At 66.8% G+C, this 26,562-nt stretch carries 25 protein-coding genes; 11 read left to right on the forward strand and 14 right to left on the reverse strand.

The genetic code is table 11. The features are described from left to right. Positions 1 to 72 precede the first annotated feature (72 nt). The 4 genes from G6R31_RS13925 to G6R31_RS13940 all read left to right on the forward strand — a co-directional run bounded on the left by G6R31_RS13925 (position 73) and on the right by G6R31_RS13940 (position 4,143). Positions 73 to 480, forward strand: coding sequence for an Rrf2 family transcriptional regulator (locus G6R31_RS13925; protein ID WP_017869487.1), 408 nt, complete (start codon positions 73 to 75; stop codon positions 478 to 480). A gap of 33 nt (positions 481 to 513) precedes the next feature. After that, a complete protein-coding gene (locus G6R31_RS13930; RefSeq protein ID WP_017869488.1) occupies positions 514 to 2,052 on the forward strand; it encodes a serine hydrolase in 1,539 nt (512 codons plus the stop codon). Between the two features lie 31 nt (positions 2,053 to 2,083). Beyond that, positions 2,084 to 3,235 carry a nicotinate-nucleotide--dimethylbenzimidazole phosphoribosyltransferase gene (gene cobT / locus G6R31_RS13935; protein ID WP_017869489.1) on the forward strand — a complete coding sequence of 384 codons (1,152 nt, stop codon included), beginning with the start codon at positions 2,084 to 2,086 and terminating at the stop codon, positions 3,233 to 3,235. 101 nt (positions 3,236 to 3,336) lie between these two features. Beyond that, positions 3,337 to 4,143: an adenosylcobinamide-GDP ribazoletransferase gene (locus G6R31_RS13940; RefSeq protein WP_017869490.1), complete on the forward strand. Its 807-nt coding sequence runs from the start codon at positions 3,337 to 3,339 to the stop codon at positions 4,141 to 4,143. A gap of 246 nt (positions 4,144 to 4,389) precedes the next feature. Here the strand turns inward: G6R31_RS13940 and G6R31_RS13945 are convergent, their stop codons facing one another. Beyond that, entirely contained in the window at positions 4,390 to 4,998 is a 609-nt protein-coding gene (locus tag G6R31_RS13945) for a helix-turn-helix domain-containing protein (RefSeq protein WP_017869491.1), read from the reverse strand. 283 nt (positions 4,999 to 5,281) lie between these two features. On the opposite strand from G6R31_RS13945, the gene G6R31_RS13950 reads away from it, so the two are divergent. Continuing rightward, positions 5,282 to 6,946, forward strand: coding sequence for an FAD-binding dehydrogenase (locus G6R31_RS13950; protein ID WP_017869492.1), 1,665 nt, complete (start codon positions 5,282 to 5,284; stop codon positions 6,944 to 6,946). Positions 6,947 to 7,165: 219 nt separating this feature from the next. On the opposite strand, the gene G6R31_RS13955 is transcribed toward G6R31_RS13950, so the two are convergent. Genes G6R31_RS13955 through G6R31_RS13965 form a run of 3 tightly spaced genes read right to left on the reverse strand, consistent with a single transcriptional unit; the run spans position 7,166 to position 10,904 of the window. Beyond that, a complete protein-coding gene (locus G6R31_RS13955; RefSeq protein WP_017869493.1) occupies positions 7,166 to 9,292 on the reverse strand; it encodes a xanthine dehydrogenase family protein molybdopterin-binding subunit in 2,127 nt (708 codons plus the stop codon). 41 nt (positions 9,293 to 9,333) lie between these two features. Beyond that, positions 9,334 to 10,350: an FAD binding domain-containing protein gene (locus tag G6R31_RS13960; protein ID WP_017869494.1), complete on the reverse strand. Its 1,017-nt coding sequence runs from the start codon at positions 10,348 to 10,350 to the stop codon at positions 9,334 to 9,336. After that, the gene (locus G6R31_RS13965) at positions 10,347 to 10,904 is read right to left on the reverse strand and encodes an aldehyde dehydrogenase iron-sulfur subunit (protein WP_017869495.1); all 558 of its coding nucleotides are present in this window, start codon (positions 10,902 to 10,904) and stop codon (positions 10,347 to 10,349) included. The genes G6R31_RS13960 and G6R31_RS13965 overlap by 4 nt, the downstream gene beginning before the upstream one ends. Before the next feature lie 316 nt (positions 10,905 to 11,220). Here G6R31_RS13965 and G6R31_RS13970 point away from each other — a divergent pair, with 316 nt between their 5' ends. The 5 genes from G6R31_RS13970 to G6R31_RS13990 all read left to right on the forward strand — a co-directional run bounded on the left by G6R31_RS13970 (position 11,221) and on the right by G6R31_RS13990 (position 16,636). Next, positions 11,221 to 11,769, forward strand: a complete 549-nt coding sequence (locus G6R31_RS13970) for a 2Fe-2S iron-sulfur cluster-binding protein (protein WP_017869496.1) — start codon at positions 11,221 to 11,223, stop codon at positions 11,767 to 11,769. Next, on the forward strand, positions 11,766 to 12,800 hold the full coding sequence (locus G6R31_RS13975; RefSeq protein WP_017869497.1) for an FAD binding domain-containing protein: 1,035 nt from the start codon (positions 11,766 to 11,768) through the stop codon (positions 12,798 to 12,800). The genes G6R31_RS13970 and G6R31_RS13975 overlap by 4 nt, the downstream gene beginning before the upstream one ends. Next, entirely contained in the window at positions 12,797 to 15,025 is a 2,229-nt protein-coding gene (locus G6R31_RS13980; protein ID WP_017869498.1) for a xanthine dehydrogenase family protein molybdopterin-binding subunit, read from the forward strand. The genes G6R31_RS13975 and G6R31_RS13980 overlap by 4 nt, the downstream gene beginning before the upstream one ends. A 253-nt stretch (positions 15,026 to 15,278) precedes the next feature. Then, positions 15,279 to 15,878 (forward strand): DUF1990 family protein, encoded by a 600-nt coding sequence (locus G6R31_RS13985; protein WP_017869499.1) that lies wholly within the window; start codon positions 15,279 to 15,281, stop codon positions 15,876 to 15,878. Further along, positions 15,875 to 16,636, forward strand: coding sequence for a DUF1990 domain-containing protein (locus G6R31_RS13990; protein ID WP_017869500.1), 762 nt, complete (start codon positions 15,875 to 15,877; stop codon positions 16,634 to 16,636). The genes G6R31_RS13985 and G6R31_RS13990 overlap by 4 nt, the downstream gene beginning before the upstream one ends. A 40-nt stretch (positions 16,637 to 16,676) precedes the next feature. Here G6R31_RS13990 and G6R31_RS13995 read toward each other — a convergent pair whose 3' ends face one another. The 6 genes from G6R31_RS13995 to hpaB all read right to left on the reverse strand — a co-directional run bounded on the left by G6R31_RS13995 (position 16,677) and on the right by hpaB (position 22,134). Further along, entirely contained in the window at positions 16,677 to 17,015 is a 339-nt protein-coding gene (locus tag G6R31_RS13995; protein ID WP_017869501.1) for a VOC family protein, read from the reverse strand. A 20-nt stretch (positions 17,016 to 17,035) separates the two neighbouring features. Beyond that, positions 17,036 to 17,422, reverse strand: a complete 387-nt coding sequence (locus G6R31_RS14000; RefSeq protein ID WP_017869502.1) for a 5-carboxymethyl-2-hydroxymuconate Delta-isomerase — start codon at positions 17,420 to 17,422, stop codon at positions 17,036 to 17,038. 76 nt (positions 17,423 to 17,498) lie between these two features. After that, positions 17,499 to 18,287 (reverse strand): fumarylacetoacetate hydrolase family protein, encoded by a 789-nt coding sequence (locus tag G6R31_RS14005; RefSeq protein WP_017869503.1) that lies wholly within the window; start codon positions 18,285 to 18,287, stop codon positions 17,499 to 17,501. 165 nt (positions 18,288 to 18,452) lie between these two features. Beyond that, the gene (locus tag G6R31_RS14010) at positions 18,453 to 19,502 is read right to left on the reverse strand and encodes a sulfite oxidase (RefSeq protein WP_017869504.1); all 1,050 of its coding nucleotides are present in this window, start codon (positions 19,500 to 19,502) and stop codon (positions 18,453 to 18,455) included. Positions 19,503 to 19,512: 10 nt separating this feature from the next. Further along, positions 19,513 to 20,487, reverse strand: a complete 975-nt coding sequence (gene hpaD, locus G6R31_RS14015) for a 3,4-dihydroxyphenylacetate 2,3-dioxygenase (protein ID WP_017869505.1) — start codon at positions 20,485 to 20,487, stop codon at positions 19,513 to 19,515. Between the two features lie 135 nt (positions 20,488 to 20,622). Continuing rightward, positions 20,623 to 22,134, reverse strand: coding sequence for a 4-hydroxyphenylacetate 3-monooxygenase, oxygenase component (gene hpaB, locus G6R31_RS14020; RefSeq protein ID WP_017869506.1), 1,512 nt, complete (start codon positions 22,132 to 22,134; stop codon positions 20,623 to 20,625). A gap of 203 nt (positions 22,135 to 22,337) precedes the next feature. On the opposite strand from hpaB, the gene G6R31_RS14025 reads away from it, so the two are divergent. Then, positions 22,338 to 22,700, forward strand: a complete 363-nt coding sequence (locus tag G6R31_RS14025) for an endonuclease domain-containing protein (RefSeq protein WP_225983519.1) — start codon at positions 22,338 to 22,340, stop codon at positions 22,698 to 22,700. A gap of 53 nt (positions 22,701 to 22,753) precedes the next feature. On the opposite strand, the gene G6R31_RS14030 is transcribed toward G6R31_RS14025, so the two are convergent. From G6R31_RS14030 to G6R31_RS14045, 4 genes are read right to left on the reverse strand one after another with little or no spacing between them, the layout of a single operon-like run. Beyond that, positions 22,754 to 23,569, reverse strand: a complete 816-nt coding sequence (locus G6R31_RS14030) for an NAD-dependent epimerase/dehydratase family protein (RefSeq protein WP_025567803.1) — start codon at positions 23,567 to 23,569, stop codon at positions 22,754 to 22,756. Further along, positions 23,566 to 24,147, reverse strand: coding sequence for an SMI1/KNR4 family protein (locus G6R31_RS14035; protein WP_017869509.1), 582 nt, complete (start codon positions 24,145 to 24,147; stop codon positions 23,566 to 23,568). Before G6R31_RS14035 ends, G6R31_RS14030 begins: the two co-directional genes overlap by 4 nt. After that, on the reverse strand, positions 24,144 to 25,703 hold the full coding sequence (gene hpaE, locus G6R31_RS14040; protein ID WP_017869510.1) for a 5-carboxymethyl-2-hydroxymuconate semialdehyde dehydrogenase: 1,560 nt from the start codon (positions 25,701 to 25,703) through the stop codon (positions 24,144 to 24,146). Before hpaE ends, G6R31_RS14035 begins: the two co-directional genes overlap by 4 nt. A gap of 12 nt (positions 25,704 to 25,715) precedes the next feature. Continuing rightward, entirely contained in the window at positions 25,716 to 26,522 is an 807-nt protein-coding gene (locus G6R31_RS14045) for a hypothetical protein (protein WP_161617838.1), read from the reverse strand. Positions 26,523 to 26,562 lie beyond the last annotated feature (40 nt).

Genomic DNA, 26,562 nt, shown 5'->3' on the forward strand with positions numbered 1-26,562 from the left:
ACGACTCAGGGTAGGACTCCTTAAAGTGGATGTCAAGCTCCAGTTTTGGAGGAGGGGAAGGGGGGAGGAAAGATGTTTTCACAGACCGCCGAATATGCGCTGCGGGCCGCCGTGGTGCTGGCCGAACAGGGCCGCGCCCTGAGCGCCGCCGAACTCGCCCGACTTTCCGAGGTGCCGCCGCCCTACCTGTTCAAGGTGATGGGCCAGCTGGTCCGCGCAGGCGTGGCGACCGCGCAGCGCGGCAAAAACGGGGGCTACCGCCTCAGCCGCCTCCCCGCCGACATCACGGTGCTGGAGGTGGTCAACGCGGTGGACCCGCTGCCGCGCATTCGCCACTGTCCCCTCGGCAAGCCCGAGCACGAGCGGGCGCTGTGCCCGCTGCATCACCAGCTCGACGTGACCTATGCCCAGATAGAAACGACCCTGGGCAGCCGCAGCCTCTCCGAGATGACCGACATTCCGGCCAACCGTATTTCCTGACGTTCCGTCTGCACTTCGGCTTTACACTGAGGCATGAACCGTTTGCTGCTGGTGCCCGCGCTTCTCGCTTCCCTCTCCGCTCCGGCACTGGCCCTGACGGAGACACAGGCACAAATACAGACACAGGCACAAACACAGACACAGGCACAGCCGGCCCCGCTCACCCCCGAGCAGGCCGTGACCCGGCTGCTCGACGGCAGCGAAGTACAGGAAGGCTGGTTCGCCCCTGAACTGCTGGAGCAGGTGCCCCTTGCCACCTTGCGGGCGCAACTCGGCAGCCTGAGTGGGGTGTTCGGCCCCTTTCAAAAGGTGGAAATGCAGGACGGGCAGCAGGTCGCCGTGTTCGCACGCGGACGCCTGGCGGTGCGGGCCAAGCTCGACGCGCAGGGGCGACTGACGGACCTGGGGCTGACGCCCCTCGGCGTGCCGTCCGCGCCCAGCATGACCGCCGAGCAGCAGTGGCTCGGGCGCGACGTGCTGACCCGGTTGCTGACGGACGACACGGTCGACCCGGCTCTGCTGAGTGCCGACTTTCTGGCCGCCGTGCCCGCAGAGCAGCTTCAGGCTTCCTTCGCGGCATTCCGCGAGCAGTTCGGGCCGTTTCGTGAAGTGACCGCCAGCGCGCAGGGCTGGCAACTCGTCTACGAGCGCGGCGCGGTGCCGGTGCTGGCGCTGACGCTCGACGCGGCGGGCAAGATCAGCGGCCTACGGGTGGGGGCACCCACAGCGCGTTTCACGTCGCTGGCGCAGGCCCAGGCCGCCTTCGCCGCGCTGCCGGGCCGGGTGAGCCTGCTGGTGCAGGAGGTGGGCGGCCCGGTGCAGGTCAGCCTGAATGCCGGGCGGCCCCTCGCCGTCGGGTCGGCCTTCAAGCTGGCGGTGCTGGGCGAAGTGCAGGCGCAGGTGCAGGCCGGGCGGCTGCGCTGGGACGAGAAACTGACCCTCACCGACGCCGCCCGCAGCCTGCCGAGCGGCGCCCTGGCGCTGGCCGAGGCGGGGGGCACGTACACGGTGCGCGACCTCGCCGACCGGATGATCGCTCAGAGCGACAACACCGCCACCGACCTGCTGCTCGCCCGCGTGGGCCGCGCCGGGGTCGAGGCCCGACTCGGCCAGAGCGCCATGCCCGACACCCGCGAAGCGTTCGCGCTGAAAAACCCGGCCAACCGCGAGCTGCTGACCGCCTACCGCGCCGCCGGGCTAAACCACGACGCCCGCCGCGCCGTTCTTGCGCAGGCACGCACCGCGCCGCTGCCCACCGCCCAGACGTTCGCCGCCGGACCCGTTGCCGCCGACGTGGAGTGGTTCGCCAGCACTGCCCGACTGTGTGGGCTGATGCGTGACGTGGCCGCTGAACCCGCCACGACCATCAACCCCGGCGTGGCCGAAAAGAACGACTTTGCCCGCGTCGGCTACAAGGGCGGCAGCGAACCCGGCGTGCTGAACCTGACCACCCAGGTCACCAACCGTGCGGGCAAAAGCTACTGCGTGAGTGCCACCTGGAACGACTCCCGGGCGCTGGACGAGGCGCAGTTCATGGGCCTGTACGCTGGGGTGCTGGCGCTGCTGCGCTGACGGCCCGGACACGGCTGATAGAACTGACGCCATGGCGATAGACACAGGACGCGACTTTTCCGCCCTCACCGAGTTGCTGGGCCGCCTGACGCCCGCCGACGCTGGCGCGATGGCCCGCGCCCGGCAGCGGCAGGCCCAGCTCACCAAACCGGCGGGGGCGCTGGGCGACCTCGAAGAACTGTCGGTGCGTCTGGCAGGGGTCTTCGGCCATGAGCGGCCCGACCCGCGCGGCGCGGCGGTGCTGGTGGCGGCGGGAGACCACGGGGTCGCCGCCGAGGGCGTCAGCGCCTACCCGCCCGAGGTCACGCCCGCGATGGTGGCGAATTTTCTGGCCGACACCCCCGCTGGGCCGGGGGGCGCGGCGGTGAGTGCCCTGGCCCGCACGCTGGGGGCCGAGGTGTACGTGCTCGACGCGGGCGTGAACGCCGGCTTGCCCGACCATCCGGCGCTGACCCGCGCGGCCCGGCGCCGGGGCACCCACAACCTGCGCCGTGAGGCCGCGATGACGCGCGAAGAAACCCTCGCCCTCATCCTGGCCGGGGCTGCGCTGGCCGAACGGGCCATAGACGCGGGCGCCGATTTCGTCGTTCCCGGCGAAATGGGCATCGGCAACACCACCCCGGCGGCGGCGCTGACCGCCCGGCTGCTGGGACTCGACCCGGCAGAGGTGACCGGGCGCGGCACCGGCGTGGACGACGAGCGGCTGGCGCACAAGGTGGACGTGGTGCGCGGCGCCCTGGCCCGCACCAACGTGACGGACCCGCTGGACGTGCTGGCCGAGTTCGGGGGTTTTGAAATCGCCGCCATGCTCGGCATGATGCTGGCGACGGCGGCGCGTCGCCGGGCGGTCGTTCTCGACGGCTTCGTGGAGGGGTCGGCGGCGCTCGTCGGGGTGGCCCTGGCCCCGGCACTGCGCGACTTTCTCTTTCCGGCAGGCGAATGTGCCGAGCGCGGGCACGCGGCGCAGCTTTCACATCTGGGCCTGAACCCCATGTTTCACCTCGGCCTGCGGCTGGGCGAAGGCACCGGCGGCGTGCTGGCCCTTCCACTCCTGCGCGGCGCGGCGGCCACCCTGCGCGAGATGCGGACCTTCGAGGAAGCGGCTGTACCAGACGGGAGCAAGGGACCAGACGGGAGCACGGGACCAGACGGGAGCACGGGACCGGGCGGGGGTGAGGGGTGAGCCGCCCGCCTCGCAACTCGCCGCCCCGCCCCTCATCCCCTCAGAAGCCGACGCCCTGGCCCCCCCAGTTTCCCCCCGAGCGCCGGGCGCCCCCCGCGCAGGTGCTTCAGCCGGGCGCCGCTCCGGTGGTGACGGTCCTGCCCGCGTCTGCCTCGCCAGCCCAGACGCACCCACACGGCTGGAAGCGCAAACAGGAATTCAAGGCCTTGCACCTCGCGCTGGCGTTCCTGACCACGCTGCCGCTGCCGCATGTGCGCGACGTTCAGCCGGGCGATTTTGCGCGGGCGAGTGCCTACTATCCCCTGGCGGGCTACGTGGTGGGCGGGCTGGTGGCAGGGCTGCTGTTCCTGGGTCTACCGCTGCCGCCCGGCGTGGTCGCGGCGCTTGGGGTCGGGGTGTGGCTGCTGCTCACCGGGATGCTCCACTTCGACGGGCTGGTGGACAGCGCCGACGCCCTGTTCGCCATGAAAAGCCCGGCGCAGCGGCTCGACATCCTCAAAGACGTGCATGTGGGCGCCTTCGGGCTGGCGACGGGCGTGCTGGCGCTGCTGCTGCTCTGGAGCCTGCTGGGGGCGGGCCTGCCCTGGTACGCGCCGCTGGTGGCCGCCGTGGTCGCCCGCATGGTCGTGCTGATGCCCATGAACGCCTACCCCGCCGCCCGGCAGGAATCGCTCGGCGCCCAGTCGCGGCAGGGGCGCTGGGGGCTGGCCTTCGTGTTCGCGCTGCCCGCGCTGCTGCTGCCGCACGCCTGGATAGCGGCCCTCGTCGCCCTGCTCGGCGTGACGCTGGCCGCAGCCTGGGCGGCCCGGCGACTGGGCGGCGGCCTGAGCGGGGACATCTACGGCCTGCTCATCGTGCTGGCTGAGGTGCTGGTGCTGGGGTTCTACGCCTGGAATTTGAACGGCTGATACCGTTTTGAACAATAGATGAGGCAAAAGAAGACGCGGGATGGAGTGGAGCGAGGGAGATGGCGGCGCCTGTCCGACATCCCCGGAGAAGCACTGCGCCCCCAACAGGTCCACTGCACTTGATACAGAACTGAAATAAAGTTTGGACGATGGGCTTCGGGGAGCCACTGGAAGTCGGTGGTCCGAGAAACGAGAGCGGCCTCGCTCATGAGTCAGGCACAGTGACCATCGGCGGCGTCCCAGGGTTCAGCCAGCCTTGGCCGAGGATGTTTTTCGTGCCGCGCCGCGCTTGGTCCTGGCACCAGGATCCGACTCGTTGGTCCGGGTCCGGCTGTGGCTGCTCTTGACCCAGCGCCCGGACTTTTTCTGCTGTCCCTGCGGCCCTTCCCGACTGGCGGCCTGGGGGTAAACGGGCTGCCCCTTCTGGCGGCTATACCCGAGCCGGTGGAGATACAGCCGCGCCGTGGTCGGGTCGACCCGTCGCCCTGTTTGCCCTTCCATCCAGGCGGCGACCTTGCGGGCGGTCCACTCGCCGCCATCCTCTGGCGGGGACTGGAGGCGTTCATCGAGGGCTGCTCGCTGAGCGGCATTCAGGATCGGGGGCTGACCGGCTCGCCCTTTGCGGCGGTCCTCAATGGCTTCGGGACCCTGCTCGTTGTACAGCTTGATCACACGTGTCAGCCAACTTCGGGCACGTCCAAGTTGCTGGGTCAGGAGGATGCGTGAGGTGTGAGGTTGCTGGGTCAGCGTCCGAATGGCGAACCAGCGGTCTCGCTCGTCGGCGGTGCGGGCACCACGTTGACGGCGCAGCAGTTCGTCTTCACTCAGATGGTCCAGGGGAATCAGCGCCTTCATTGCTCAACTATACTTCCTTCTCATCTCCCTGCGTTGAGCTTGACATTCCACATGTTCGGAAAAGCACCGCAACCCCTCCGCGAGCGGCCCTGCGGGTCCACTCGACGGCGACCCCTCTGGCCCCGCTGCCGAGGCGCCTGACGACAGCCCCTGATATCTTTCGGCGACCGAGGCCGTAAAAACGATGAGCAGCACGAGGAACAGGGTGCTGGGGGGCATGACTCACCGCAGCGCGACATGCGGCGAACGGCTGCGGACCCGGCAGCACTTCAGGAGGGAGGCTATGAAAACGCGCGCAGCGCAAGCGGACGTGATCGTGGTGGGAGCGGGGCTGGCCGGGCTGGTGGCCGCCGCAGAACTGGCCGACGCGGGAAAGAGGGTGCTGGTCCTCGACCAGGAAGGCGCACAGAACCTGGGCGGACAGGCACACTGGTCGTTCGGGGGCCTGTTTTTCGTGGACAGTCCCGAGCAGCGGCGTCTGGGCATCCGCGACTCGCTGGAACTGGCCCGGCGTGACTGGGAAACGGCGGCGGGGTTCGACCGCCCCGAGGACCACTGGCCGAGAAAGTGGGCCGAAGCCTACCTGGAATTCGCCGCTGGCGAGAAGCGCGAGTGGCTGCACCGTCAGGGCATGCGCTGGTTCCCCGGCGTGGGCTGGGCCGAGCGCGGCGGCGCGGGCGCAGGGCTGCCGGGCAACAGCGTGCCGCGTTTTCACATCACCTGGGGCACTGGCCCCGGCGTCCTCGACCCCTTCGTGCGGCGGGTCCGCGAGCATGAGCGGGCGGGGCGGGTCGAGTTCAGATTTCGCTGTCGGGTGCGCCGCCTGAACATCACCGGTGGCGCAGTGCGCGGCGTACAGGGCGACGTGCTCGAACCCTCGGACGTGGGCCGGGGCGAAAACAGCTCGCGCGTGGTGGTGGGCGACTTCGACCTGACGGCTCAGGCGGTGCTGGTCACGTCGGGCGGCATCGGCGGCAATCACGAACTGGTGCGGCGTTTCTGGCCGCAGGAGCGCCTCGGCCCGGCGCCGGACGTCCTGCTTTCCGGGGTGCCCAGGCATGTGGACGGCCTTCTCCAGCAGCAGGTGGCGGCGCAGGGGGCGCGGCTCATCAACCCCGACCGCATGTGGCACTACACCGAGGGCGTGCGCAACTGGGACCCGGTGTGGCCCCGGCACGCCATCCGCATCCTGCCCGGCCCCAGCAGCCTGTGGCTGGGGCCCAGCGGTAAGCGGCTGCCCTTTCCGCACATTCCGGGGGCCAGCACCTACGACACCCTCAAACACATCACCACCCACCGTTACCCCTACACTTGGTTCCTGCTCAACCGCGCCATCATCAAACGCGAATTCGGGCTGTCAGGCAGCGAACAGAACCTGGACCTGACCAACCGCGACCTGAAGCTGCTGGCCGGGCGCGTCGGCAAGAACGTGTCGCCGGCGGTGCAGGCCTTTATGGACCAGGGGGCCGACTTCGTGGTGCGCGACAACCTGCGCGACCTTGTGTGCGGCATGAACGAGCTGACCAGCAACAACCTTGTGGACTACGAAACGGTGGAACGCGAGGTCAAAGACCGCGACCTGCAAGTGCAGAACGTGGCGGGCAAAGACGCCCAGCTCGCCATCGTGCGCGGGGCCAGGGCCATCCTGAGCGAGAAGCTGATTCGCGTGGCGAAACCCGCCCCCATCCTCGACCCGGCAGACGGCCCGCTGATCGCCGTGAGGCTGAGCGTTCTGACCCGCAAGTCGCTGGGTGGCCTGGAAACCGACCTTCAGGGGCGCGTCGTCGGCGCGGGCGGCCAGCCCATCCCCGGCCTGTACGCGGCGGGCGAAGTCGCGGGCTTCGGCGGCGGCGGCTACCACGGCTACCGGGCGCTCGAAGGCACCTTCCTGGGCGGCTGCCTCTTCGGCGGCCGGGTCGCGGGGCGGGCGATCGCGGCGGCGCTCTGATACGGATTCCGCTTAATTCCTGCACAGTCGGGAAAGCGCCGCCTGTGCATCCATATCGCGGAATCCGTATTTTTTCCATGCGCTCCGCGCAAAATTGAGTCCCAGACATGTCCGGGACTCAATTTGAAACCGTATGAGTCAAAGAAAATACGGAGCTGAGCGGCGTGGAAGAGATGGCGGCGCTTTTCCGACATCTCTGAAGAAGAGTTCAGCTCCGTATCACTCCACCAGCTTGTCGGGCGTGAAGGGGAGCCCGCGCAGCCGCTTGCCGGTCGCGTTGTAGATCGCGTTGCCGATGGCGGCGGGCACCCCCACGATGCCGATTTCACCGATGCCCTTGGCGCCGGTCGGGCCGAACATCGGGTCGGGGTGCTCGATCCAGCGGGCCTCCACCTGCGGCGCGTCGGCGTTGGCGGCGATGTGGTAGCCGGCGAAGTCGCTGTTGACCACGTGCCCGTAGCCAGGGCGCGAGTCGAGGTAACTTTCCTCGTGCAGCGCGGCGCTGATGCCCATCGTCATCCCGCCGATGAACTGCGAGTTGGCGGTGCGCGGGTTGATGATGCGGCCCCCGTCGTACACGCCGAGCATGCGGGTCACGCGCACTTCGCCCGTCACACGGCTGACCTTCACTTCGGCAAAGTGGGCGCCGTAAGCGTCGAGCGCGTACTTCTTGGCCTCGTCGGGAAAGTGGGCGCCGCCCTCGGCCTCGTCGCCTTCTGCCGGGGTCTGTCCGTACCGGCTGCGGAAATTGACGGCGGCCACCATCACCGCGCTGCCCCAGTTGTAGGTGCCGGTCGAGCCGCCCGCCAGGTACGCCAGCGGCAGGTCGGTGTGGCCGATCTGCAGCACGACCTGCTCCTCGGGCACCTGCAGGGCGTCGGCGGCAATCTGGCTCAGGATCGTCCAGGCGCCGGTCCCCATGTCGGCGGCAGCGATCCCGACGTGGTATTTGCCGCCTTTAAACGCCACGCTGGCCTTGGTGGGCGGGGTCATCTGCTTGGGGTAGGTGGCACTCGCCACGCCCATGCCGTAAAGCCACTCGCCTTCCTGCCGGGCGCGGGGCTGCGCGTGGCGCTTCTCCCAGCCGAACAGCCGCGCCCCTTCCTGTAGGCACTCTTTCAGGTAATGGCTGGAATGGGGCTTGCCGCTTTCCGGGTCGGTCTCGGGCTGGTTGCGCAGCCGCAGCTCGATGGGGTCCAGGCCCAGTTTCACCGCCAGCTCGTCCATCGCGGTTTCCTGCGCGAACATGCCGGGAAACTCGCCGGGCGCCCGCATGAAGGTGGCCGGGCCGATGTCGAGCGGCACCATGCGGGTGCTCGTCTCGCGGTGGGGCGCGGCGTAGAGGTGCCGGGTCGAGTTGACGGTCTGCTCGGCGAACTGCTTGAGGCGGCTGGTGCTCTGCTGCACGTCGTGGGTGATGGTGGTCAGCGTGCCGTCCTCCGCAGCGCCGAGCCGGAAGCGCTGATGGGTGGTCAGGCGGTGGCCCACCGAGCGGAACATCTGCTGGCGGGTCAGCATGTACTTGACCGGGCGCCCCGGCAGCAGCTTGGCCGCCAGAATGGTCAGCATCACCTGCGCGTGGGGAATGCCCTTGGACCCGAACGCCCCGCCCACGTAGGGCGAATTGATTTCCACCTGCTGCGGCAGCAGCCCGAGCAGCGGCAGCAGCATCAGCCGCGCGTACGACACGCCCTGCGAGGCGTCGTGAATCCGCAGGTGGGGCCGCTCGCCCAGCACGCCCAGCACACCGTCGAGCTTTTCTTTGTCCCACTCAGCAATCACCGAGTGCATTTCCATCGGGTTGTGGTGCTCGTAGGGCGTGGTGTACACCTCGTCCACGACCAGCGCGGCCTCGGCCAGCCCCCTGTCCACGTCGCCCTGTTTGCTGTCGGCGGGCACGCCGGTGTTGATTTTCACCGGGTTGTAGCGCTCGGGGTGCCCAGCCCGGAAGCGGGTGTCCTCCTCCTCGGCGTCGTACTCCACCCGCACCAGACCGGCGGCGTGGCGGGCGATTTCCTGCGTCTCGGCGATCACCGCGCCGATGTACTCGCCGAAATAGTGCACGTCGCGGTTTTGCAGGATATACAGCTCGGTGTCGGTCTTGGCGAGCAGGTTGGGGGCGTTCTCGTGCGTCAGCACTTCCAAGACGCCGGGCAGGGCGCGGGCCGCCGAGTCGTCGATAGAGCGGATTTTGCCCTTGGCGATGGTGGAGGTGAGCGGAAACAGGTACGCCGGGTTCTGTGCCGGTTGCTCGAAGGCGTAGGGCGCGGTGCCGGTCACTTTCAGCGGGCCGTCGATGCGGACCCGGTCCTGGCCCACGCTGCCTTTCTTCTCTGCTGCGCTCATGTCTGCTGGGCTGATGTCTGCTGGGCTGATCTCTCCTGGGCTCATGCGGCTCCTCCCTGTTCGGCGCGGCGCTGCGGAGTCCCGCCGTCGCGCAGTTCTTCCAGCACCGACACCACCATGTTCCGCAGCATCGGCACCTTGAAGGCGTTTTCCGGGCCGCTCCGGGCACTGCCCAGCTCGGCTTCGATGGCGGCGCGGAAGTGCTCGGCGGTGGCCGGGCGTCCGGTCAGCTCGGCTTCGGCCACCGCCGCCCGCCAGGGCTTGTGCGCCACCCCGCCGCAGGCGAGCCGGACCTCGCGGACCACGCCGCCTTCGAGGTGCAGCGCCGCCGCCACCGACACGAGCGCGAAGGCGTAGGAGGCGCGTTCGCGGGCCTTGCGGTAGGTGGAGTGCGCGGCGACGGGCACGGCGGGCAGCTCCACCGCCGTAATCAGTTCACCGGGCCGCAGGGTGGTGTCGAGCTGCGGGGTGTCGCCCGGCAGGCGGTGAAAGTCGGCGAAGGGAATGCGGCGCTCGCCCTCCCGGCTCTGCGCGACCACCACGGCGTCCAGCACCGCCAGCGCCACGCACATGTCCGACGGGTGGACGGTCACGCAGTGCTCGGACGCGCCGAACAGGGCGTTGTATTTGCCGAAGCCGTGGATGGCCGAGCAGCCGCTCCCCGGTTCACGCTTGTTGCACGGGGTGGCCGGGTCGTAGAAGTACACGCAGCGGGTGCGTTGCAGCAGGTTGCCGCCGGTGGTCGCCATGTTGCGGATCTGTCCCGACGCCCCGGCCAGAATCGCTTCGGCGAGCACCGGGTACCGCTGCCGGATGAGGGGATGCGCGGCCATGTCGCTGTTGCTGACCAGGGCGCCGACGCGCAGGCCGCCGCCCGCCGTCTCGGTGATGTCGGTGAGGTCGAGGCGCGACACGTCCACCAGCCCCGACACCTCGCGGATGCCTGCCCGCAGGTGGTCCACCAGGTTGGTGCCGCCCGCCAGGAACGCCCCGCCCGGCCCGAGCAGGTCGAGGGCCTCGGGCACCGTGTTCGCCCGCTGAAAGTCGAAAGGCTTCATACGTTCACCCCGCTGGCGACGGGAAGGGGGCGCACCACTTGCGCCTGCTCCGCCTGCCCGGCCTCACGGACCGCAGCGACGATGTTCACGTAGGCCCCGCAGCGGCAGAGGTTGCCGCTCAGACGCTCGCGGAGTTCGGCGTCGGTGAATTCGGGCGCTTCCCGCACGTCGGGCGTGACGTGGCTGGGCATTCCCTCGGCGAGTTCCTGCAAGGCCCCCACCGCCGAGCAGATTTGCCCCGGCGTGCAGTAGCCGCACTGAAAGCCGTCGTGGTCCAGAAATGCCTGCTGCATGGGGTGAAGGTTGCCCACGCTGCCCAGCCCCTCGCTGGTCACGATGTCGGCGCCGTCGTAGGACGCGGCCAGGCACAGGCACGCCAGCACGCGCCGGCCACCTGCGAGCACCGTGCAGGCGCCGCACTGCCCGTGGTCGCACCCCTTTTTCACCGAGGTCACGCCGAGGCGGTCGCGCAACGTGTCGAGCACCGAGGCGCGGGGGTCGAGGTCGAGGGTGTGCTGCTCCCCATTGACCGTGAATTGGACGGGAATCTTCATGCTGACCTTCCTTCCGGCCGCCTGGACCGAGTGAAAATAGGGGTTTGCCACCCAGGATATGTCGTGTGGCCGGGGGAGCGGGCGGCCTCCGCCTGCACTATCATCTGTGCCTGCACTGTCATCTGTACCTGCACTGTCACTTGCATCCGTGCCTGCACTGTCATTTGCCCGGTTGGGCACCTGCTCGGCCGGGCACCTGCTCGTTCGGGCGTCTGCCAGGCCCGCGCTCAGGCACCGGGCGCGGCCCAGCGGGAAGACCGGCAAGAGTATCCTGCGGCTCTCTCGCTCTTCCTCCTCTCCTTTCCCGAGGTACCCCATGACCCCCACCCTGTCCCCGGCGCTCCCCGTGACCCTGACCATCAACGGCGAGCGGCGCACCCTCACCCTCGACCCGCGCACCTCGCTGCTCGACGCGCTGCGTGAACACCTGGGCCTGACCGGCACGAAAAAAGGCTGCGACCACGGGCAATGCGGCGCCTGCACGGTGCTTGTGAACGGCGAACGCCTCAACAGTTGTCTGTCGCTGGCGGTGATGCACAGCGGCGACGAGGTGACGACCATCGAGGGCCTCGGCACCCCCGAACACCTCCATCCCATGCAGGCCGCTTTCGTCGCCCACGACGGCTACCAGTGCGGCTACTGCACCTGCGGGCAGATCATGTCGGCGGTGTCGGTCCTGGGGGAAATCGGGCGCGGCATTCCCAGCCACGTCACCGCCGACCTCGGCCACGTCGAGTTTTCCGACGCCGAGGTGCGCGAGCGCCTGAGCGGGAATCTCTGCCGCTGCGCCGCCTACGTGAACATCGTGGCGGCGGTGCGCGACGTGTACGAGCAGGGCCAGGCTCAAGAGCAGGGGGGAAAATGAAAGCGTTTACCTACGAGCGGGCCGACTCGGCAGATGCGGCCCCCGCGCAACTCGCGGAGAACGGCAAATACATCGCGGGCGGCACCAACCTGCTCGACCTGATGAAGCTGGAAATCGAGGCGCCGGCGCAGCTTCTCGACCTCAACCACGCCGGGCTGGACACCATCGAGCCCACGCAGGACGGCGGCCTGCGCATCGGCGCCCTGGTCCGCAACACCGCGCTCGCTGCCGACCCCCGCGTGCGCGAGGAGTACGAGGTGCTCAGCCGCGCCCTCCTCGCCGGGGCGTCCACCCAGATTCGCAACCGGGCGACGACGGCGGGCAACCTCCTTCAGCGCACCCGCTGCCACTACTTCTACGACCGCGCCCTGCCCTGCAACAAGCGCGAACCGGGGACCGGCTGCGGCGCCCTGTCCCCAGGCGGCGTCAACCGCGACCTCGCGGTGGTCGGCGTGAGCGAGCACTGCATCGCCCAGCACCCGTCGGACATGGCGGTGGCGCTGCGGGTGCTCGGTGCCGAGGTGGAAACGAGGAACGCGGGGGGAGAGACGCGCCGCCTCGCGCTCGACGACTTCTACCGGCTGCCGGGCGACACCCCGCACCTGGAGAACGCGCTCGAACCCGGCGAACTCGTGACCGCCGTGCGGCTCCCGCCCCCGACCGGCACCGAGCACCGCTACCGCAAGGTGCGCGACCGCTCGTCCTACGCCTTCGCTGCCGTGTCGCTCGCCACCGTGAGGGGCGGGCGCGGGGGCAGCCGCTGGGTGCGCTTCGCCTTCGGGGGCGTGGCGCCGCGGCCCTGGCGGATGGAAGCCGCCGAGGAGGTGCTGGCCCAGGGCGCCGACGCCGTGTTCGATAAACTCTTCGAAGGTGCCCGCCCCACCGAGCAGAACGCCTTCAAGCTCGTGCTCGCCCGTCGCCTGCTCGCTGAGGCGCTGGGCGAGGAGTTGCCCGCGCACCGGCTGGCCGCGCCGCACCCGGCGCCCGAGGTTCCCGACCTGCCCGCTGCCCCGTCTGGAGGCGAGAAATGAAATTCACCGAACCCGCCGGACCCACCCCGCTCGACCAGGAACGGGTGCTGACCCGGCCCCACCCCCGCAAGGAAGGGCCGCTCAAGGTCACCGGGCAGGCCACCTACGCCTACGAGTACCGCGACGCCGCGCTGCGGGACGCCGCCTACGGGTTCGTCCTCGGCTCCGACATCGCGCACGGCAGCCTGCTCGACATCGACACCGCCGAGGCCGAGGCTGCGCCCGGCGTGCAGCTCGTCCTGACCCACAAAAACATGCCCGCCCAGGGCGAGAACCCCGGCGTCGCTCCCCAGCAGGACGACGCCACGCCGCAGCTCGCCGGAACCGCCATCCACCACCACGACCAGGCGATTGCCCTGGTGGTGGCCGACACCTTCGAGCAGGCCCGCGCCGCCGCCCGCCTCATCCGGGTGCGTTACCGCCGCCTGGACGGAGCCTACGACCTCGCCGCGCAGCTCGGGCAGGCCGAACCGACCAGCGACTCCGAAGACAGCGTGGTGGGCGACTTTGACCGGGCCTTCGGCTCGGCGCCGGTTCGGGTAGACGTGACCTACACCACCCCCGACCAGTCGCAGGCGCCGATGGAGCCGCATTCCAGCCTCGCCCACTGGGAAGGCGACCGGCTCACGCTCTACACCTCGCACCAGATTCTGCACTGGGTCCACCGGGGTCTAGCCAAGACCCTGCAGGTGCCGCAAAAGGACATCCGCATCGTCAGCGCCTACGTGGGCGGGGGCTTCGGCTCCAAGCTGCTGTTCTACGCCGACGCGGTGCTCGCGGCGGCGGCGGCGCGGCAACTCGGGCGCCCGGTCAAGGTGATGCTGACCCGGCACCAGATTTTCAATCACACCAGCCACCGCCCCGCCACCGTGCAGCGCCTGCGGCTCGGGGCCGAGAAGTCGGGCCGCCTCGTCGCCGTGGGGCACGACTCCTTTTCCGGCAACCTGCCCGGCGGGGACGCCGAGACCGCCGCCGACCAGACCAAGCTGCTCTACGCGGGCGAACACCGCCTGATTCGCACCCGGCTGGCCGAACTCGGGCTGCCCCCCGGCGCCTCCATGCGCGCGCCCGGCGAGGGGGCGGGCATGCTCGCCCTGGAATGCGCGGTGGACGAACTCGCCGAGGCGCTGGACATGGACCCGGTGGAGCTGCGCATCCTCAACGACGTGCAGTACGACCCGGAGAAAGGCCCGGGCCGCCCCTACTCCTCGCGCCGCCTGGTCGAGGCCCTGACGGTGGGCGCCGAGCGGTTCGGCTGGAAGGAGCGCCGCAGGCCCGGCGAGCGCCGCGAGGGCGACTGGCTGGTCGGCCTGGGCGTCGCCTCGGCCTTCCGCGGCAACCTGGTGCAGAAATCCGGCGCCCGCGTACGGCTCGAGCAGGACGGCACCCTGACGGTGGAAACGCAGATGACCGACATCGGCACCGGCAGCTACACCATTCTGGGGCAGGTGGCCGCCGAGATGCTGGGGCTGACGCTCGAACAGGTCACGGTCCGGCTGGGCGACACCGACTTTCCCCGCGCCGCCGGGTCGGGTGGGTCCTTTGGCGCCAACAGTTCCTCCAGCGGCGTCTATTACGCCTGCCGCGACCTGCGGACCGCGATTGCCAAGAAACTCGGCTTCGACCCGAACACGGCGGTCTTTGAAGAAGGGTACGTGCGCGACGGCCAGGGCGGCAAACGGGCGGCGCTCAGGGGCCTGGCGGGCAAGGGCGGCCTGAGTGCCACCGGGGAAGCGAGTTTCGGCGACCTCACCGAGCGCTACGTGCAGGCGAGCTTCGGGGCGCACTTCGCCGAGGTGGCAGTGGACGTGGTGACCGGCGAAACGCGGGTGCGCCGGCTGCTGAGCGTGGCCGCCGCCGGACGCATCCTCAACCCCGTCACCGCCCGCAGCCAGTGCCTCGGCGGCATGACGATGGGCATCGGCGCCGCGCTGATGGAGGAGCTGAAGGTGGACACCGGGCGCGGGCTGTTCGTCAACCATGACCTCGCCGAGTACCACGTGCCGGTTCACGCCGACATTCCCGACCTCGACGTGATCTTTCTCGACGAACTCGACGACAAGTCCTCGCCGGTCAAGGCCAAGGGCATCGGCGAACTCGGCATCTGCGGCGTGGGCGCGGCGGTGGCGAACGCGGTCTACAACGCGACCGGCGTGCGCGTGCGCGATTACCCGCTGACGATGGAGAAAATCCTGAGCGGTTGGAGCCGCCAGGAACGGGGCTGAAGTTCCTTTACCAGCACCTTTTATACGGATTCCGATTGAATCTGGTCGTTTCAGATTCAATCCGACTTGCAAAGCTGCGCAGCAGAGCGGATGCGAGTAGGAAAAAATACGGATTCCGCGATATGGATGCACAGGCGGCGCTTTCCCGACTGTGCAGGAATGAAGCGGAATCCGTATTACTGGGCGCCTTCATTAACCGTGCCGCAGGTTCCTGGTCAACACAGCCGGGCGACCTGCGGCGCACACTGTCGGCATGACCGGAGAAAGCGTCAGGCCCGAGGAACACAAGGACAAGCAGACCGCGAGCAGCGGGGCCAACAATCTGCTGGAGCGCCGCTACTGGGTGGAATTTCAGAACCCGACCCTGCCCGCGCCGGAGCTGATGCGCGACATCAAGCTCAAGATCGAGCACTACTCGCCCGGCCTGCTCGCCAACTTTGAAAAGACGGTGGGCGAGGAGCGCGAACTGCGCGTCGGCGACCAGTTCTGCATCCGCATTCTCGGTCCCTGGAACGGCGACGTGCGGGTGACCGACGTGGACGACCATTCCTTCACCTTCGAGACCCTCAAGGGCCACCCCGAGGCCGGGACCATCTGCTTTTCCCTGACGCCGCACGAATACTTCGCCGACGCCTGGCACTTCGAGATTCGCTCGCTCGCCGCCTCGCGTGACGGGTTGGTGGCCTTTACCTACGACACGCTGGGGGTCGGCAAGAAGATGCAGGAAAAGACCTGGGTGTCGTTTTGCCAGCGCGTGGTCGAAAAAAGCGGCGGCCAGCAGCTCGGTGACATTCAGGTGCGCACCCTGGCAAAAGAGGAAATGCCGCACGAGGTGAAAGCGGAGGCCGAATGAGCCGCCAGCAGCCCCCGCTCTACGAGGTCCAGAAAGCCCGGTTGGAAGCGTATGCCAAGGCCAAGGCCAGCTTCGACCTCACCCGGACGAACGAGTACACGACCGAAACCGGCTGGCACCTCGACGACTACGAGCAGGAGCTGCCCGCCGAGGCGCCCGGCGCGCCGGTGGCGGGCGGGTCCTTCGAGGCCGCCCAGCAGGTGCTGCGCAACTACAGTTTCCCGCCGCCCGAACTCATCACCGGCATCTTTATGCCCGACACCCCGCTCGAAGACCGCGTGATGGTGCTGCGCGGGCGCTTCCTTGTCTTTACCTTCTGGTTCGGCGTGCGGGTGGGCCAGGTCATCAACGAGCAGCGCACCGCGCCCGATGGCACCCCGGAAGCGGTCTGGGGTTACAACTACCACACGCTGGAAGGCCACTTCGAGCAGGGCCAGATCGAATTCACCATCCACAAGCAACTCAACACCGGGCGCGTGCTGATGCGGATTCACGCGGTGTCCAAGACCGGGCATATCAGCAATCCCTTTTACCGCCTCGGCTTTCGCCTGTTCGGGCGCTCGCTGCAACGCCGCTTTGCTCATAGTTCCATGCAGCGCACCCGTCAGCAGGTGGAGGAGATGCTGCGCCAGGGCAAATCGGTCCCCCCGCCTTCCGAGACGCCGGTGCAGACGGTGGACACCGAGCAGTTGCCGGAGGGAATGGCGGCCCAGGTGGACGAGCACGTGGAGCAACGGCGCGAGCAGGGCGAGCAGTAAGCCGACCTTCGGATGCGCTGAGAAGAAAAAGGCTACAGCGCTATGCCGTGTGTGGCCCCCGCAAACCGATGAGGTTGCCCCAGGGGTCGCGCACCTGAGCCATGCGCTGTCCGTCTTCGATATCCAGCGGCCCCCGGTAGAGTTCGGCGCCCAGCGACTGAAAACGGGCCAGAGCGGCGGCGAACTCCGGCACCTGCCAGTAGACCACGCTGCCCGCCGCGCCCGACGCGACCTTGGCATCGGCGGGCACGAGTTCCAGCATGACGCCGCCGTAGTCGAGGTACTCGAAATCGCTGCCCGGCAGCAGGCGGCGAGCGGCGCCCGCAAACGCCTGTTCGTACCAGTTCAGCGCCTCGGCAGGGTCGGCCACATGAATCATGACGGCGGCGATGGCTCCAGTCACTTCCGGTACCGCGCGTGAATGTTGTTCTTTTTCCACGTGCCAGCCTCCGAAAACTCGCCGATTTCCGCCGAGAGCATCAATCCGCGCCGGGCGAACTCCTCGGCAAAATGGTCGGTGAGGACGGCAAAGAGAGCGTCCCCGGCTTCCTTTTTGACCTCTTCGCTGCGGCCCGCGCCGATTTGCAGCCGCAGGTGCACGAAGGCGTCGGACGGTTCGCTGCTGTCGGCCAGCGCGTACTCGCTCAGGCGGTAGGCCCGCGCCCGGATACCGCCGACCGGAAAAATGTCGGGCCGGGCGAGCAGCACGCCGTTGAGCTTTCGCAGCAACTCGGGGATGCGCGGCTCGGTGAGGTTGTCGGTGTATTCGAGGGTGAGATGGGGCATAAACGGTGCACAGGGCGCCAGGGGGAGAGGAAAGGGCGACAGTTCAAACTTTTCGCCCTCTGCTCTCCGCTCCCGGCTACTTGCGCTCCCCCTCATCCGCAATCAGAGGCTCGGCACTCTCATCTTCCAGCGCCACCGGGTTTTCCAGGGCGCCCAGGCCGTCGATTTCCAGGCGCATCACGTCGCCGGGATGCACGTGCGAGACGCCTTTGGGCGTGCCGGTCAGAATCACGTCGCCCGCTTCCAGCGTCATGAACCGGCTCATGAACTCGATCAGTTCGGGGGCCTTGAGAATCATGTCCCGCGTGCTGCCCTCCTGCCGCAGTTCGCCGTTGACGTAGGCGCGCAGCCCCAGAGTGTAGGGGTCGGGCACCTCGTCGGCGCTCACCAGGTACGGTCCCAGCGGCCCGAAGGTGTCCCACCCCTTGGCCCGCATGGGGGGGCGGTAGTAGTTGGAGACGTAGTCGCGCACCACCAGGTCGTTGGCGATGGTGTAGCCGCCCACGTAATCCTCGGCGTCCTTCGCCTTCACGCGCCGGGCATCGCGCCCGATGATGACGCCGAGTTCGACCTCGTAGTGCATGAATTTGGCGCCACGCGGGTAAATGACGGTGCCCCGGTGCGGCAGCAGGCTGGTGTTCGGCTTGAGGAACATCACCGGCTCCTCGGGCGCCTTGAAACCCAGTTCGGCCACATGGTCGGCGTAGTTCAGCGCCAGCGCAATCACCTTGCCGGGCCTCAGCGGCAGCAGGAACTGCACGTCGTCGGGGTGATGGGCGTCGCCAGCGGCGTCGTAGAGCAGGCCGTCGGTTCTCAGTTCGCCCTTGAGGGTGCGGCCCCCGGCGATAAAATTGGCGGTTTTCATGGTTGCTCCTTATACGGATTCCGATTGAATCTGGTCGTTTCAGATTCAATCCGACTTGCAAAGCTGCGCAGCAGAGCGGATGCGAGTAGGAAAAAATACGGATTCCGCGATATGGATGCACAGGCGGCGCTTTCCCGACTGTGCAGGAATTAAGCGGAATCCGTATTACTTCGCTTTGACAGTGATGGGCACAGCGACAGTGTGGTGAATTTCGTAGCTGCCCCGGTGTGGGTCGTGCGCGGCGGGTTGAACTTGCCCGGCCGAATCGGTGGCCCGGCTGAGCAACTTGACCTCGCCGGGCTGCTGCGGCGTCCAGCTCAGGCGCCAGTGTCGCCACAGGCCGGGCGCGGCGTCTTGCTGCCACTCGGCGTCCTGCCAGCTGTGGCCGCCGTCGGTGCTGACTTCGATCTGCTGAACGGTGCGTTCGCCGCCGGTCCAGGCCGCGCCGCAGAGTTCGAGGTGGTCGCCGGCCTGGACGCAGGTGTGCGGCGCGGGCGTGAGAATCTGCGATTTGACCCGCATCTCCGAGAGCGGCACCCGCACCGGCGGCAGGTCGTCCTGCTTTTCCCAGCGGGCATAATCCACCGTCTGAAAGTACCCCTGGTAGGCGTGGTCGACGACCCGGATTTCGGTCAGCCATTTTACCGCCGCCATGCCGTACCAGCCGGGCACGATGGCCCGCAGCGGCGCGCCGTGGGCGGGGGTGAGCGCCTCGCCGTTCATCTCGTAGGCGAGCAGCACGTCGCCCAGCGCCCTGCTCAGTGGCAGGCTGCGTGAGTAGTGGATACAGCCGGGCGACTTGACCGGGTCGTCCATCTGGCCCTCGTCGGCGCCGACCAGCACGACCTCGCAGGCGTTGTCGCCCACTCCGGCCCGTTCCAACAGCGTTCGCAGCGCTACCCCTGTCCACTGCGCCGTGCCCACCGCGCCGATTTCCCACTGCACGCCGCTCGCGCTGGGCGTCAGGTAGACGCGCCCGTTGCCCGCGCATTCCAGCGTGAGGGTGCGGGTCGTGGCCGGCAGGGCGCGGAGTTCGGCGAATGACAGCGACAGGGGAGAGGTGACCGATCCCGCCACCTTCAGCCGGAAGGCAGCGGCGTCCAGCAAAGGCACCGCGAAATGGCTGCGGACATAATGCGTGGGCGTCAGCGGTTCGAGTAGCGCTTGGGCGGGCGTTTCCAGATTGTCAGGGTGGTGTTGTCGGGTAATCAGCATGGCGCCTGCATCAGATCACATGCACCGGAATCCCGGTGAGCAGGCCTTCCCTGGCGGGCTGAACGCCGCCGCCGAAGGCTTCCATCGGGCTGGCTTCTTCAAACCACGAACGCGGCGTTTTTGCGCCCCACAGCGTCTGGCGGCGGGGGTCGTCACGCATCCACCGAATCGGCTCGAAGTCGGGGTCGACGGTGATGTAGTCGGAGGTATACAGCTCGATGCGGTGCCCGTCCGGGTCGCGGACATACAGGAAAAAGGCGTTGGACACGCCGTGTCGCCCGGGGCCGCGCTCGATGCGCTCGGGCATCCGCGCTCCGGCCAGGATGTCGCAGGTCTTGATGATGCTCATGGCGTCGGGCATCCAGTAGGCCCAGTGGTGCAGGCAGGGGCCAGCGCCGTTGGTGAGCGCGAAGTCGTGCACGCCTCCCCGCCGCTGAATCCAGGCGGCCCAGTACGCGTCTTGCTCGTCCACGGTGTACTCGCTGACGCGGAAGCCGAGTTCGGCGCAGTACCAGTCCAGTGTCGCCTTCACGTCGGGCACGCGCACGTTGCAGTGGTCTACCCTTTGGAGGCCCGGCCCCCGGTGCTGGTGATAATTCTGCAAAAGCCAGGGGTGCGTTTTCACGTCGTGGTAAAAGGCCACCGGAATGCCGAAGGGGTCTTGCAGGCGCAGCATCCTGGGGCGGTCAAGTTCCTCCTCCCAGCGGTGCGGGAGTTTCTGCTCGTTGGCCAGCGCCAGCAGCCCGTCCAGGGCCTGCTCGTCGCGCACGCGGTAGCCCAGGTGCCGCACGCGGGGCGTTTCGCCTTCGCCGCACTGCTCCAGCTTGAGCGTCCACTCGCGGTCTTCCACGCCGCGCAGGTACAGGGCGCCGTTTTCCTCGTGCAAAACGTTCATGCCCAGCAGGTCGACGTAGAACTCGCGGCTGGCGTTCAGGTCTGAGACAGTGAAGATCGCCTGGGCGATACGGATGATGTCGGGTTTCATGGTTGCCTCCGGCAAAGTGTTGATGGTCGATAGGTGATGGTTGATGGAGAAATGCGCCTCCAACCATCAAATTTCCAATTTTGATTGACGAAATGGTCGGTGGAAAAGCCGTTCCCATCAACCATCGACCATCAACTATCTACGGTTCAAAAATTCCTGAATCCGCGCCACCGCTTCGCTGCTGTCGTACACCTCGTACAGCGCCGAGTGCATCCGCACCGGGTCGCCGAAGAAGAAGCGTTCGTACAGTTCCTGGCGTCCGGCGAAACTGCTCATGCTCATGTCCCAGGCGAGGCGGAAGAGCCTCAGGCGGTCCTCGGCGCTGGCGTTGCCGGTTTGCAGGTACTTGGCGATTTGCGGCCCCAGCGGCCCCTCGCGGTCGGCCTTGCTCGGCATCATGATGATGCCCGAGGCACCCAGCAGTTGCAGCAGTTCGGGCAGGCGGGCGTGGTTGGCGGGGTAATAGTTGCGGGCGGCGTCCAGCGGAGCGCGGGCGGGCGTCATCACGCCGTACTCGTTCGGCTCGGCCTGCTCGCGGGCGGCGACTTCCAACGCCTTCATGATTTCCAGCATGATGATGATTTCGGCCATCTTGCTCTGCACGTGCTGGAACTGTCCGCTGCCAATCGCGTTGACGATGCTCTGCGCGGTGCCCAGGAAGGCTTCGGTCTTGGCAATCTTGAGGTTGACCACCTGATAGGCCATGTGCAGCACGGCGTCGGTTCCGGCATAGGCCTTGTTCGCCAGTTCCACGTCGTATAGCAGGAAAATGCGCTCCCAGGGCACCAGCACGTCGTCGAAAATCACGAAGGCGTCCTGTTCGTCAAAGCGGCTGCTCAGCGGATGGTCTTCGGGGTCGCGGCCCACGTCAATCGGTTCGCGGCACTGGAAGCTCAGGCCCGGTGTGTTGGTCGGGATGCCGAAGCCCATCGCGTAGCGGCTCTTGTCGGCGTTTTCCCTGAGCACGGTACTGGGGAAAATCAGAATCTCGTCGGCAATCGGCAGGGTCGCCATCATGCGGGCGCCGCGCACAATCACGCCTTCCTCCGTTTCCTCCACGATGCCCAGCGCGATGTACGGGGCGGGCAGTTCGGAGGCCAGCTTGGCACGGTTGACCTGCGGGTTGGTCAGCGCGTGTGTCAGGCACAGGTCGTTGTCGCGGATGAACTCGTAATAGCGGCGCATATTGGCGGCGAAGTCGCGCTTGGGGTCGCCGGGAATCGCCGCGCTGCACGCGTTGAAATACTCCGCGCCCACGCCCGCCGCCATCACGTTGGCATTCATATAGTCCGGCGCACGCCCCAGAAAGCCCAGCCCGTAATTCGCCCGGATGCGGTGCGACTCGGCAATCAGCCGCAGGTCGTCCTTAGTACGCGGAATCATGAAGGAGCGGGCATAGCGTTTGCCGCCTTCCTCGTAGGTCAGCGTGTCTTTCAGGTCTTCCTGAAATTGCAGGTCGTACAGGCCCGCCAGCGAGCGGCACATGTTGGCGGTGGCGGGGTGGGTGGTGGGGTCTTCTACCCGCTGCCCGTCAATGTAAAGCGTCGGCGGATTCTGGCGCAGGCGCTCCAGAAACTGCGCGCCCGTGACGGCTCCGGTGCCGTCCTGGTGCATGGGGGGGATGGACGGACGTGCGGTGGTGGTCATATTTCCTCCTTGGGGAAATGGGGCCAGCGTTGCTGTCCACCCCCCTCCCAGCCTCCCCCGCAAGGGGGGAGGAGTTTTAAGCTGTTGACATGGAACGTTTTTCGCGCGAGGAACAGAACCGACGGGCGCGGGAATTGCGGCGAAACATGACGCCTGATACGGATTCCGATTGAATCTGGTCGTTTCAGATTCAATCCGAGCGGATGCGAGTAGGAAAAAATACGGATTCCGCGATATGGATGCACAGGCGGCGCTTTCCCGACTGTGCAGGAATTAAGCGGAATCCGTATGAAGAGCGACTTTTGTGGAGTCGGCTGCGTGCGAATGGGTTGGGGTACGCCTTTCGCAAACAGCAGGCGCTGGGCTTCTACTTTGCCGATTTCGTCTGCCTGGAGAAAAAACTGGTGATTGAACTGGACGGCAGTCAACACGCGGGCAGCGAGTACGACGCGGCCAGAGATGCCGAACTGCGGGCACGCGGCTTCACGGTTCTGCGTTTCTGGAACAACGAGGTCAGGGAAAACCTGGAAGGCGTGCTGGAGCGAATTGCTGAAGCGCTTGCCTGACACCTCCCCCCTTGCGGGGGAGGGGCCTCGCGTAGCGAGGGGGAGGGGGGTTATCACCGCCCCGCCCGCCCCACATACCCCGAATCCACAAAAATCCCGCCCTGCCGCTGCTCGGTGATCTCCGACTCGTCGCCGTGAATGTGTTCCACCTCGGCAGCAAAGCTTTCGGCGTTGTCCTGCGGCACGTAGCCCAGCACGTCCCAGCCTTCGGGCGACATCCAGCGGCGGGTGTTGCCACTGATGCCCGCCACGACCAGAAAGCCCACGTCGGGCGCGGTCACGGCGCGGGCAAACAGTTGCGAGGCGTCACGCGGCGAGAGCCAGGTGGAGAGGTGGCGGCGGTCTTTCGGGCGCGGCTGGAACGAACAAATCCGCACGCCCACGAATTCCAGGCCGTACCGCTCCCAGTACATGCGGCCCAGCGCTTCGCCAAAGACCTTGCTCACGCCGTAGTAGGTGTCCGGGCGCACAGGCACGGTAGGGGAGATGGTCTCGCTGCGCGGGTAAAAGCCGACGGTGTGAATGCTGGACGCGAACGCCACCCGCCGCACCCCCGCCTGCCGCGCGGCCTCCAGCACGTGATAGGTGCCGTCCATGTTCACCGTGCGGATGTTCTCGTAGCTGTCCTCGTCGGCGATGCCGCCCAGATGAATCACCGCGTCCACGCCTTCCATGACCTTCAACACGGCGCCGAAGTCGGTCAGGTCGGCATACGCAATTTCTTCGCCTGCCTGCGCCTCGCCCAGGTCGCGGTTGTCCGTCAGACGCAGGATAGGAAATTGCCCTTGCAGATGCTCCCGTAGGAGCGAACGCAGCGCCGAGCCGACCTCGCCCGCGGCCCCTGTGATGAGTACACGGTGGGGGGTCACAGCGAATCCTCCATTTCTTCGTCCAAATCATCAACCGAAACGACAGCATCCTCGTAGATGACGAATTTCTCAGCTTCCAACCCTTCGGCGACCGCTGTCAGATACGCACTCAGCGAGTCGTACTCCGGCTCATTGGGGCCGACCTCGTGATCCATGAACAGCACCTGACCTGCCGTGCCCGCCTGTGCCGGAGCCATGTCGACAACCATGCCGTTGCCGCCGCCATCAGCATGGAGGGGAATCCAGCCGGGGTTCCACCAGCCGGACTGGATGAGGGTAGATGTTTCGTTGTGGTCGGCATTTCCGCTGAAAATGTCACTCTCCAGCAACTCCATCCACACGCTGCGCTCACGGGCGATGCCTTCCAGTGAAAGCAGGTCGCCGCCCGGCCAGCTCATCCCCGCTGAGCCATCATGCCGCATCAGTGACTCTGTCAACTCCGCCGGAAAGGTCAGGCCCAGTTGCTTTTCAGCCTGAGCAATCGCTTCGGCAGACGCACCAGGGTTCAGCAGATGTGAAGCTCCCTGCGCCTCGTACCACGCCTCGATGCGCTCCCAGACAGCAGAAATCTCGCTCATTCTCCCGCCTCCTTCTGGCCCACTGCCGGAGCCTGACCGACGCCCAGCCGCGCCGTCTTGTGCGTCCCCAGCGAAATGGCGATGTTCTTGGTTTCCATATAGAACTCGAAACTGTAGTCGCCGCCGTCGCGCCCGATGCCGCTGTTTTTCACGCCGCCAAAGGGCGTGGGCAGGTGGCGGACGTTCTCGGAATTGACCCAGATCATGCCCGCTTCCAGGCCGTGCGCGAACCGGTGGGCGCGGGTCACATCGTTCGTCCACAGGTAGCCCGCCAGACCGTACTTCACGTCGTTGGCGAGGGCCAGCGCGTCGGCTTCGTCGGTAAAGGGAATGGCGGTCAGCACCGGGCCGAAGATTTCTTCCTGGGCAATCCGCATGTCGTTGCGTGCCCCGGTAAACAGCGTGGGGCGCACGAAGTTGCCGCTTTCGCCCACGCGCACGCCGCCCTCGGCAATCGTCGCGCCTTCCTCCCTGGCCTTGTCGAAGTAGGACATCACCTTCTCGAAGTGGCGCGGGTGAACCAGCGGCCCGATTTCCGTTTCGGGGTCGAGCGGGTCGCCCACGCGAATATTGGCGGCGCGCTCGGCAATTTTGCGGGTAAATTCGTCGTAGATGCCCTCCTGAATCAGCACGCGGCTGGAGCTGGTGCAGCGTTCCCCGTTCAGGCTGTAAATCATGAATACGACGGCATCAAGCGCTTTTTCAAGGTCGGCGTCGTCGAACACGACCACCGGGTTTTTGCCGCCCAGCTCGAAGTGAACGCGCTTGAGGGTGTCGGCCCCCTGCCGCATGATGTGGCTGCCGGTGGTCGTCTCGCCCACGAAGGCGACGGCCTTGATGAGCGGGTGCTCAGTCAGGCTCTTGCCCGCGCTCTCGCCGAAGCCGTGAACGAGGTTATGCACGCCCCCAGGTAGCCCCGCCTCGTCCATAATTTCGGCCAGCAAGGTGGCACTCACCGGCGACCACTCGGCGGGCTTGTGCACCACCGTGCAACCTGCCGCCAGCGCGGGCGCAATTTTCCAGGTGGACAGCATAAACGGCGTGTTCCAGGGCGTAATCACCCCGACCGGGCCGATGGGCTGGCGAATGGAGTAGTTGATGAAGCCGGGCGCGGGCAGGCTCTGACCGTCCTGGGCAGCGGGGGCGCGGTCAGCGTAAAAGCGGAAGTTCTCGGCCCCACGCGCCGCCGCCGACTTCATGAAACGGATGGCCTGCCCCGTGTCGGTGCTTTCCAGCACGGCGATTTCCTGGCTGCGCTTTTCGATCAGGTCGGCAATTCGGTGCAGGATTTTGCGGCGTTCGGCCCCGCTCACCTCGCGCCAGGTCTGGAAGGCGTCATGGGCGGCCCTGGCGGCGCGGTCAATGTCGCCCGCGTCCCCTTCGGCCACCTTCACCAGAAAGTCGTTGTCTACGGGCGAGTGCGTGTCGAACGTCTTGCCCGCCTGCCCGTCCACCCACTGCCCGCCGATGAAGTGCTGAAGGCCGTTGTTCAAGCGGCTCTCGGTGAGCTGGGCGAGGAGGTCGTGATTGGCCTGAGCGGATTCTGATCGGGTCATGTTGAACACTCCTTACTTGGGAAGGCTGATGGAATAGGCGAGAAACGGCTCGGTAGTCAGCGTTGTGCTGCCACGCTTGACCTTAACTGTTCCGCCTCTTGTACTCAATTCAACGTCATAGGTAAAGCCGTCTGAGGTTTGCCAAGAATAGAGCCGCCGAAAATCAGTAATGCGATTGGCTTGGATGCGAGTAGACGCATAGCCCTTGTCACCATTTTTCAAAAAAACGCCTCTTGAATTGTCAAAATTGCGGGTGGCATAGGTAACCTTGCAAAAGAGAGGTTCGGAGCAAGGTGTTTCCCAGACGATGACGGTGCGCTTCTGCGTTACGCCGATGAAGGTCGCGTCTTTGGCGTAGCGGCACTTGTAAACGTCGTTCCCCAGCTTGAATTCGCCTGTTTTGGTCATGCGGTAGGCGGGGTCGTTGGTGTTTTCGATGTTGCTGGTGTGGTAATAGCCGCTTTGGCCTTTGCGTGGGCCGGAAGTCAGTTTAAGCGGCGTGTAAATATGGCCTGCGCCGGGGTCAGGTGCTCCGATTTGTACCTCGGAAACCTGAATTTTCCCCAGTCCTGCCGCTGTTTTGGGCCATTCGTGCAGTTCTGCGGGTGTGGTTTGAGGATTCGTCGTTGCCGGAACGGCGTACTGAATCAATGCCAGTACGCGGCTGGGGGAGTCGCACCAGGCCCAGAGCGGTTGACCGCCACTGAAGGAAGTCATGAGAAAACGGCCCGTTTCGGGGGCAGGAGTCAGGGCACGCGGCGCACTCGCACTTGCCCCAGCCCACAGCAGAGCGCAGGCCAGCAACATTCGTTTTTTCATCCTGTCAGTCTGCGTATACCCCATGAGACTCCTGTCAGGA

It is taken from the genome of Deinococcus wulumuqiensis R12, from assembly GCF_011067105.1.
In the GTDB taxonomy this organism is placed as follows: Bacteria; Deinococcota; Deinococci; order Deinococcales; family Deinococcaceae; genus Deinococcus; species Deinococcus wulumuqiensis.

What these genes read in the sequence shown, in the direction of transcription:
- G6R31_RS13925 (WP_017869487.1), top strand. Translation starts at nt 73, where the DNA reads ATGTTTTCACAGACCGCCGAATATGCGCTGCGGGCCGCCGTGGTGCTG.
- G6R31_RS13930 (WP_017869488.1), top strand. Translation starts at nt 514, where the DNA reads ATGAACCGTTTGCTGCTGGTGCCCGCGCTTCTCGCTTCCCTCTCCGCT.
- cobT (WP_017869489.1), top strand. Translation starts at nt 2,084, where the DNA reads ATGGCGATAGACACAGGACGCGACTTTTCCGCCCTCACCGAGTTGCTG.
- G6R31_RS13945 (WP_017869491.1), bottom strand. Translation starts at nt 4,998, where the DNA reads ATGAAGGCGCTGATTCCCCTGGACCATCTGAGTGAAGACGAACTGCTG.
- G6R31_RS13950 (WP_017869492.1), top strand. Translation starts at nt 5,282, where the DNA reads ATGAAAACGCGCGCAGCGCAAGCGGACGTGATCGTGGTGGGAGCGGGG.
- G6R31_RS13955 (WP_017869493.1), bottom strand. Translation starts at nt 9,292, where the DNA reads ATGAGCGCAGCAGAGAAGAAAGGCAGCGTGGGCCAGGACCGGGTCCGC.
- G6R31_RS13960 (WP_017869494.1), bottom strand. Translation starts at nt 10,350, where the DNA reads ATGAAGCCTTTCGACTTTCAGCGGGCGAACACGGTGCCCGAGGCCCTC.
- G6R31_RS13965 (WP_017869495.1), bottom strand. Translation starts at nt 10,904, where the DNA reads ATGAAGATTCCCGTCCAATTCACGGTCAATGGGGAGCAGCACACCCTC.
- G6R31_RS13970 (WP_017869496.1), top strand. Translation starts at nt 11,221, where the DNA reads ATGACCCCCACCCTGTCCCCGGCGCTCCCCGTGACCCTGACCATCAAC.
- G6R31_RS13975 (WP_017869497.1), top strand. Translation starts at nt 11,766, where the DNA reads ATGAAAGCGTTTACCTACGAGCGGGCCGACTCGGCAGATGCGGCCCCC.
- G6R31_RS13980 (WP_017869498.1), top strand. Translation starts at nt 12,797, where the DNA reads ATGAAATTCACCGAACCCGCCGGACCCACCCCGCTCGACCAGGAACGG.
- G6R31_RS13985 (WP_017869499.1), top strand. Translation starts at nt 15,279, where the DNA reads ATGACCGGAGAAAGCGTCAGGCCCGAGGAACACAAGGACAAGCAGACC.
- G6R31_RS13990 (WP_017869500.1), top strand. Translation starts at nt 15,875, where the DNA reads ATGAGCCGCCAGCAGCCCCCGCTCTACGAGGTCCAGAAAGCCCGGTTG.
- G6R31_RS13995 (WP_017869501.1), bottom strand. Translation starts at nt 17,015, where the DNA reads ATGATTCATGTGGCCGACCCTGCCGAGGCGCTGAACTGGTACGAACAG.
- G6R31_RS14000 (WP_017869502.1), bottom strand. Translation starts at nt 17,422, where the DNA reads ATGCCCCATCTCACCCTCGAATACACCGACAACCTCACCGAGCCGCGC.
- G6R31_RS14005 (WP_017869503.1), bottom strand. Translation starts at nt 18,287, where the DNA reads ATGAAAACCGCCAATTTTATCGCCGGGGGCCGCACCCTCAAGGGCGAA.
- G6R31_RS14010 (WP_017869504.1), bottom strand. Translation starts at nt 19,502, where the DNA reads ATGCTGATTACCCGACAACACCACCCTGACAATCTGGAAACGCCCGCC.
- hpaD (WP_017869505.1), bottom strand. Translation starts at nt 20,487, where the DNA reads ATGAAACCCGACATCATCCGTATCGCCCAGGCGATCTTCACTGTCTCA.
- hpaB (WP_017869506.1), bottom strand. Translation starts at nt 22,134, where the DNA reads ATGACCACCACCGCACGTCCGTCCATCCCCCCCATGCACCAGGACGGC.
- G6R31_RS14025 (WP_225983519.1), top strand. Translation starts at nt 22,338, where the DNA reads ATGCGAGTAGGAAAAAATACGGATTCCGCGATATGGATGCACAGGCGG.
- G6R31_RS14035 (WP_017869509.1), bottom strand. Translation starts at nt 24,147, where the DNA reads ATGAGCGAGATTTCTGCTGTCTGGGAGCGCATCGAGGCGTGGTACGAG.
- hpaE (WP_017869510.1), bottom strand. Translation starts at nt 25,703, where the DNA reads ATGACCCGATCAGAATCCGCTCAGGCCAATCACGACCTCCTCGCCCAG.
- G6R31_RS14045 (WP_161617838.1), bottom strand. Translation starts at nt 26,522, where the DNA reads ATGAAAAAACGAATGTTGCTGGCCTGCGCTCTGCTGTGGGCTGGGGCA.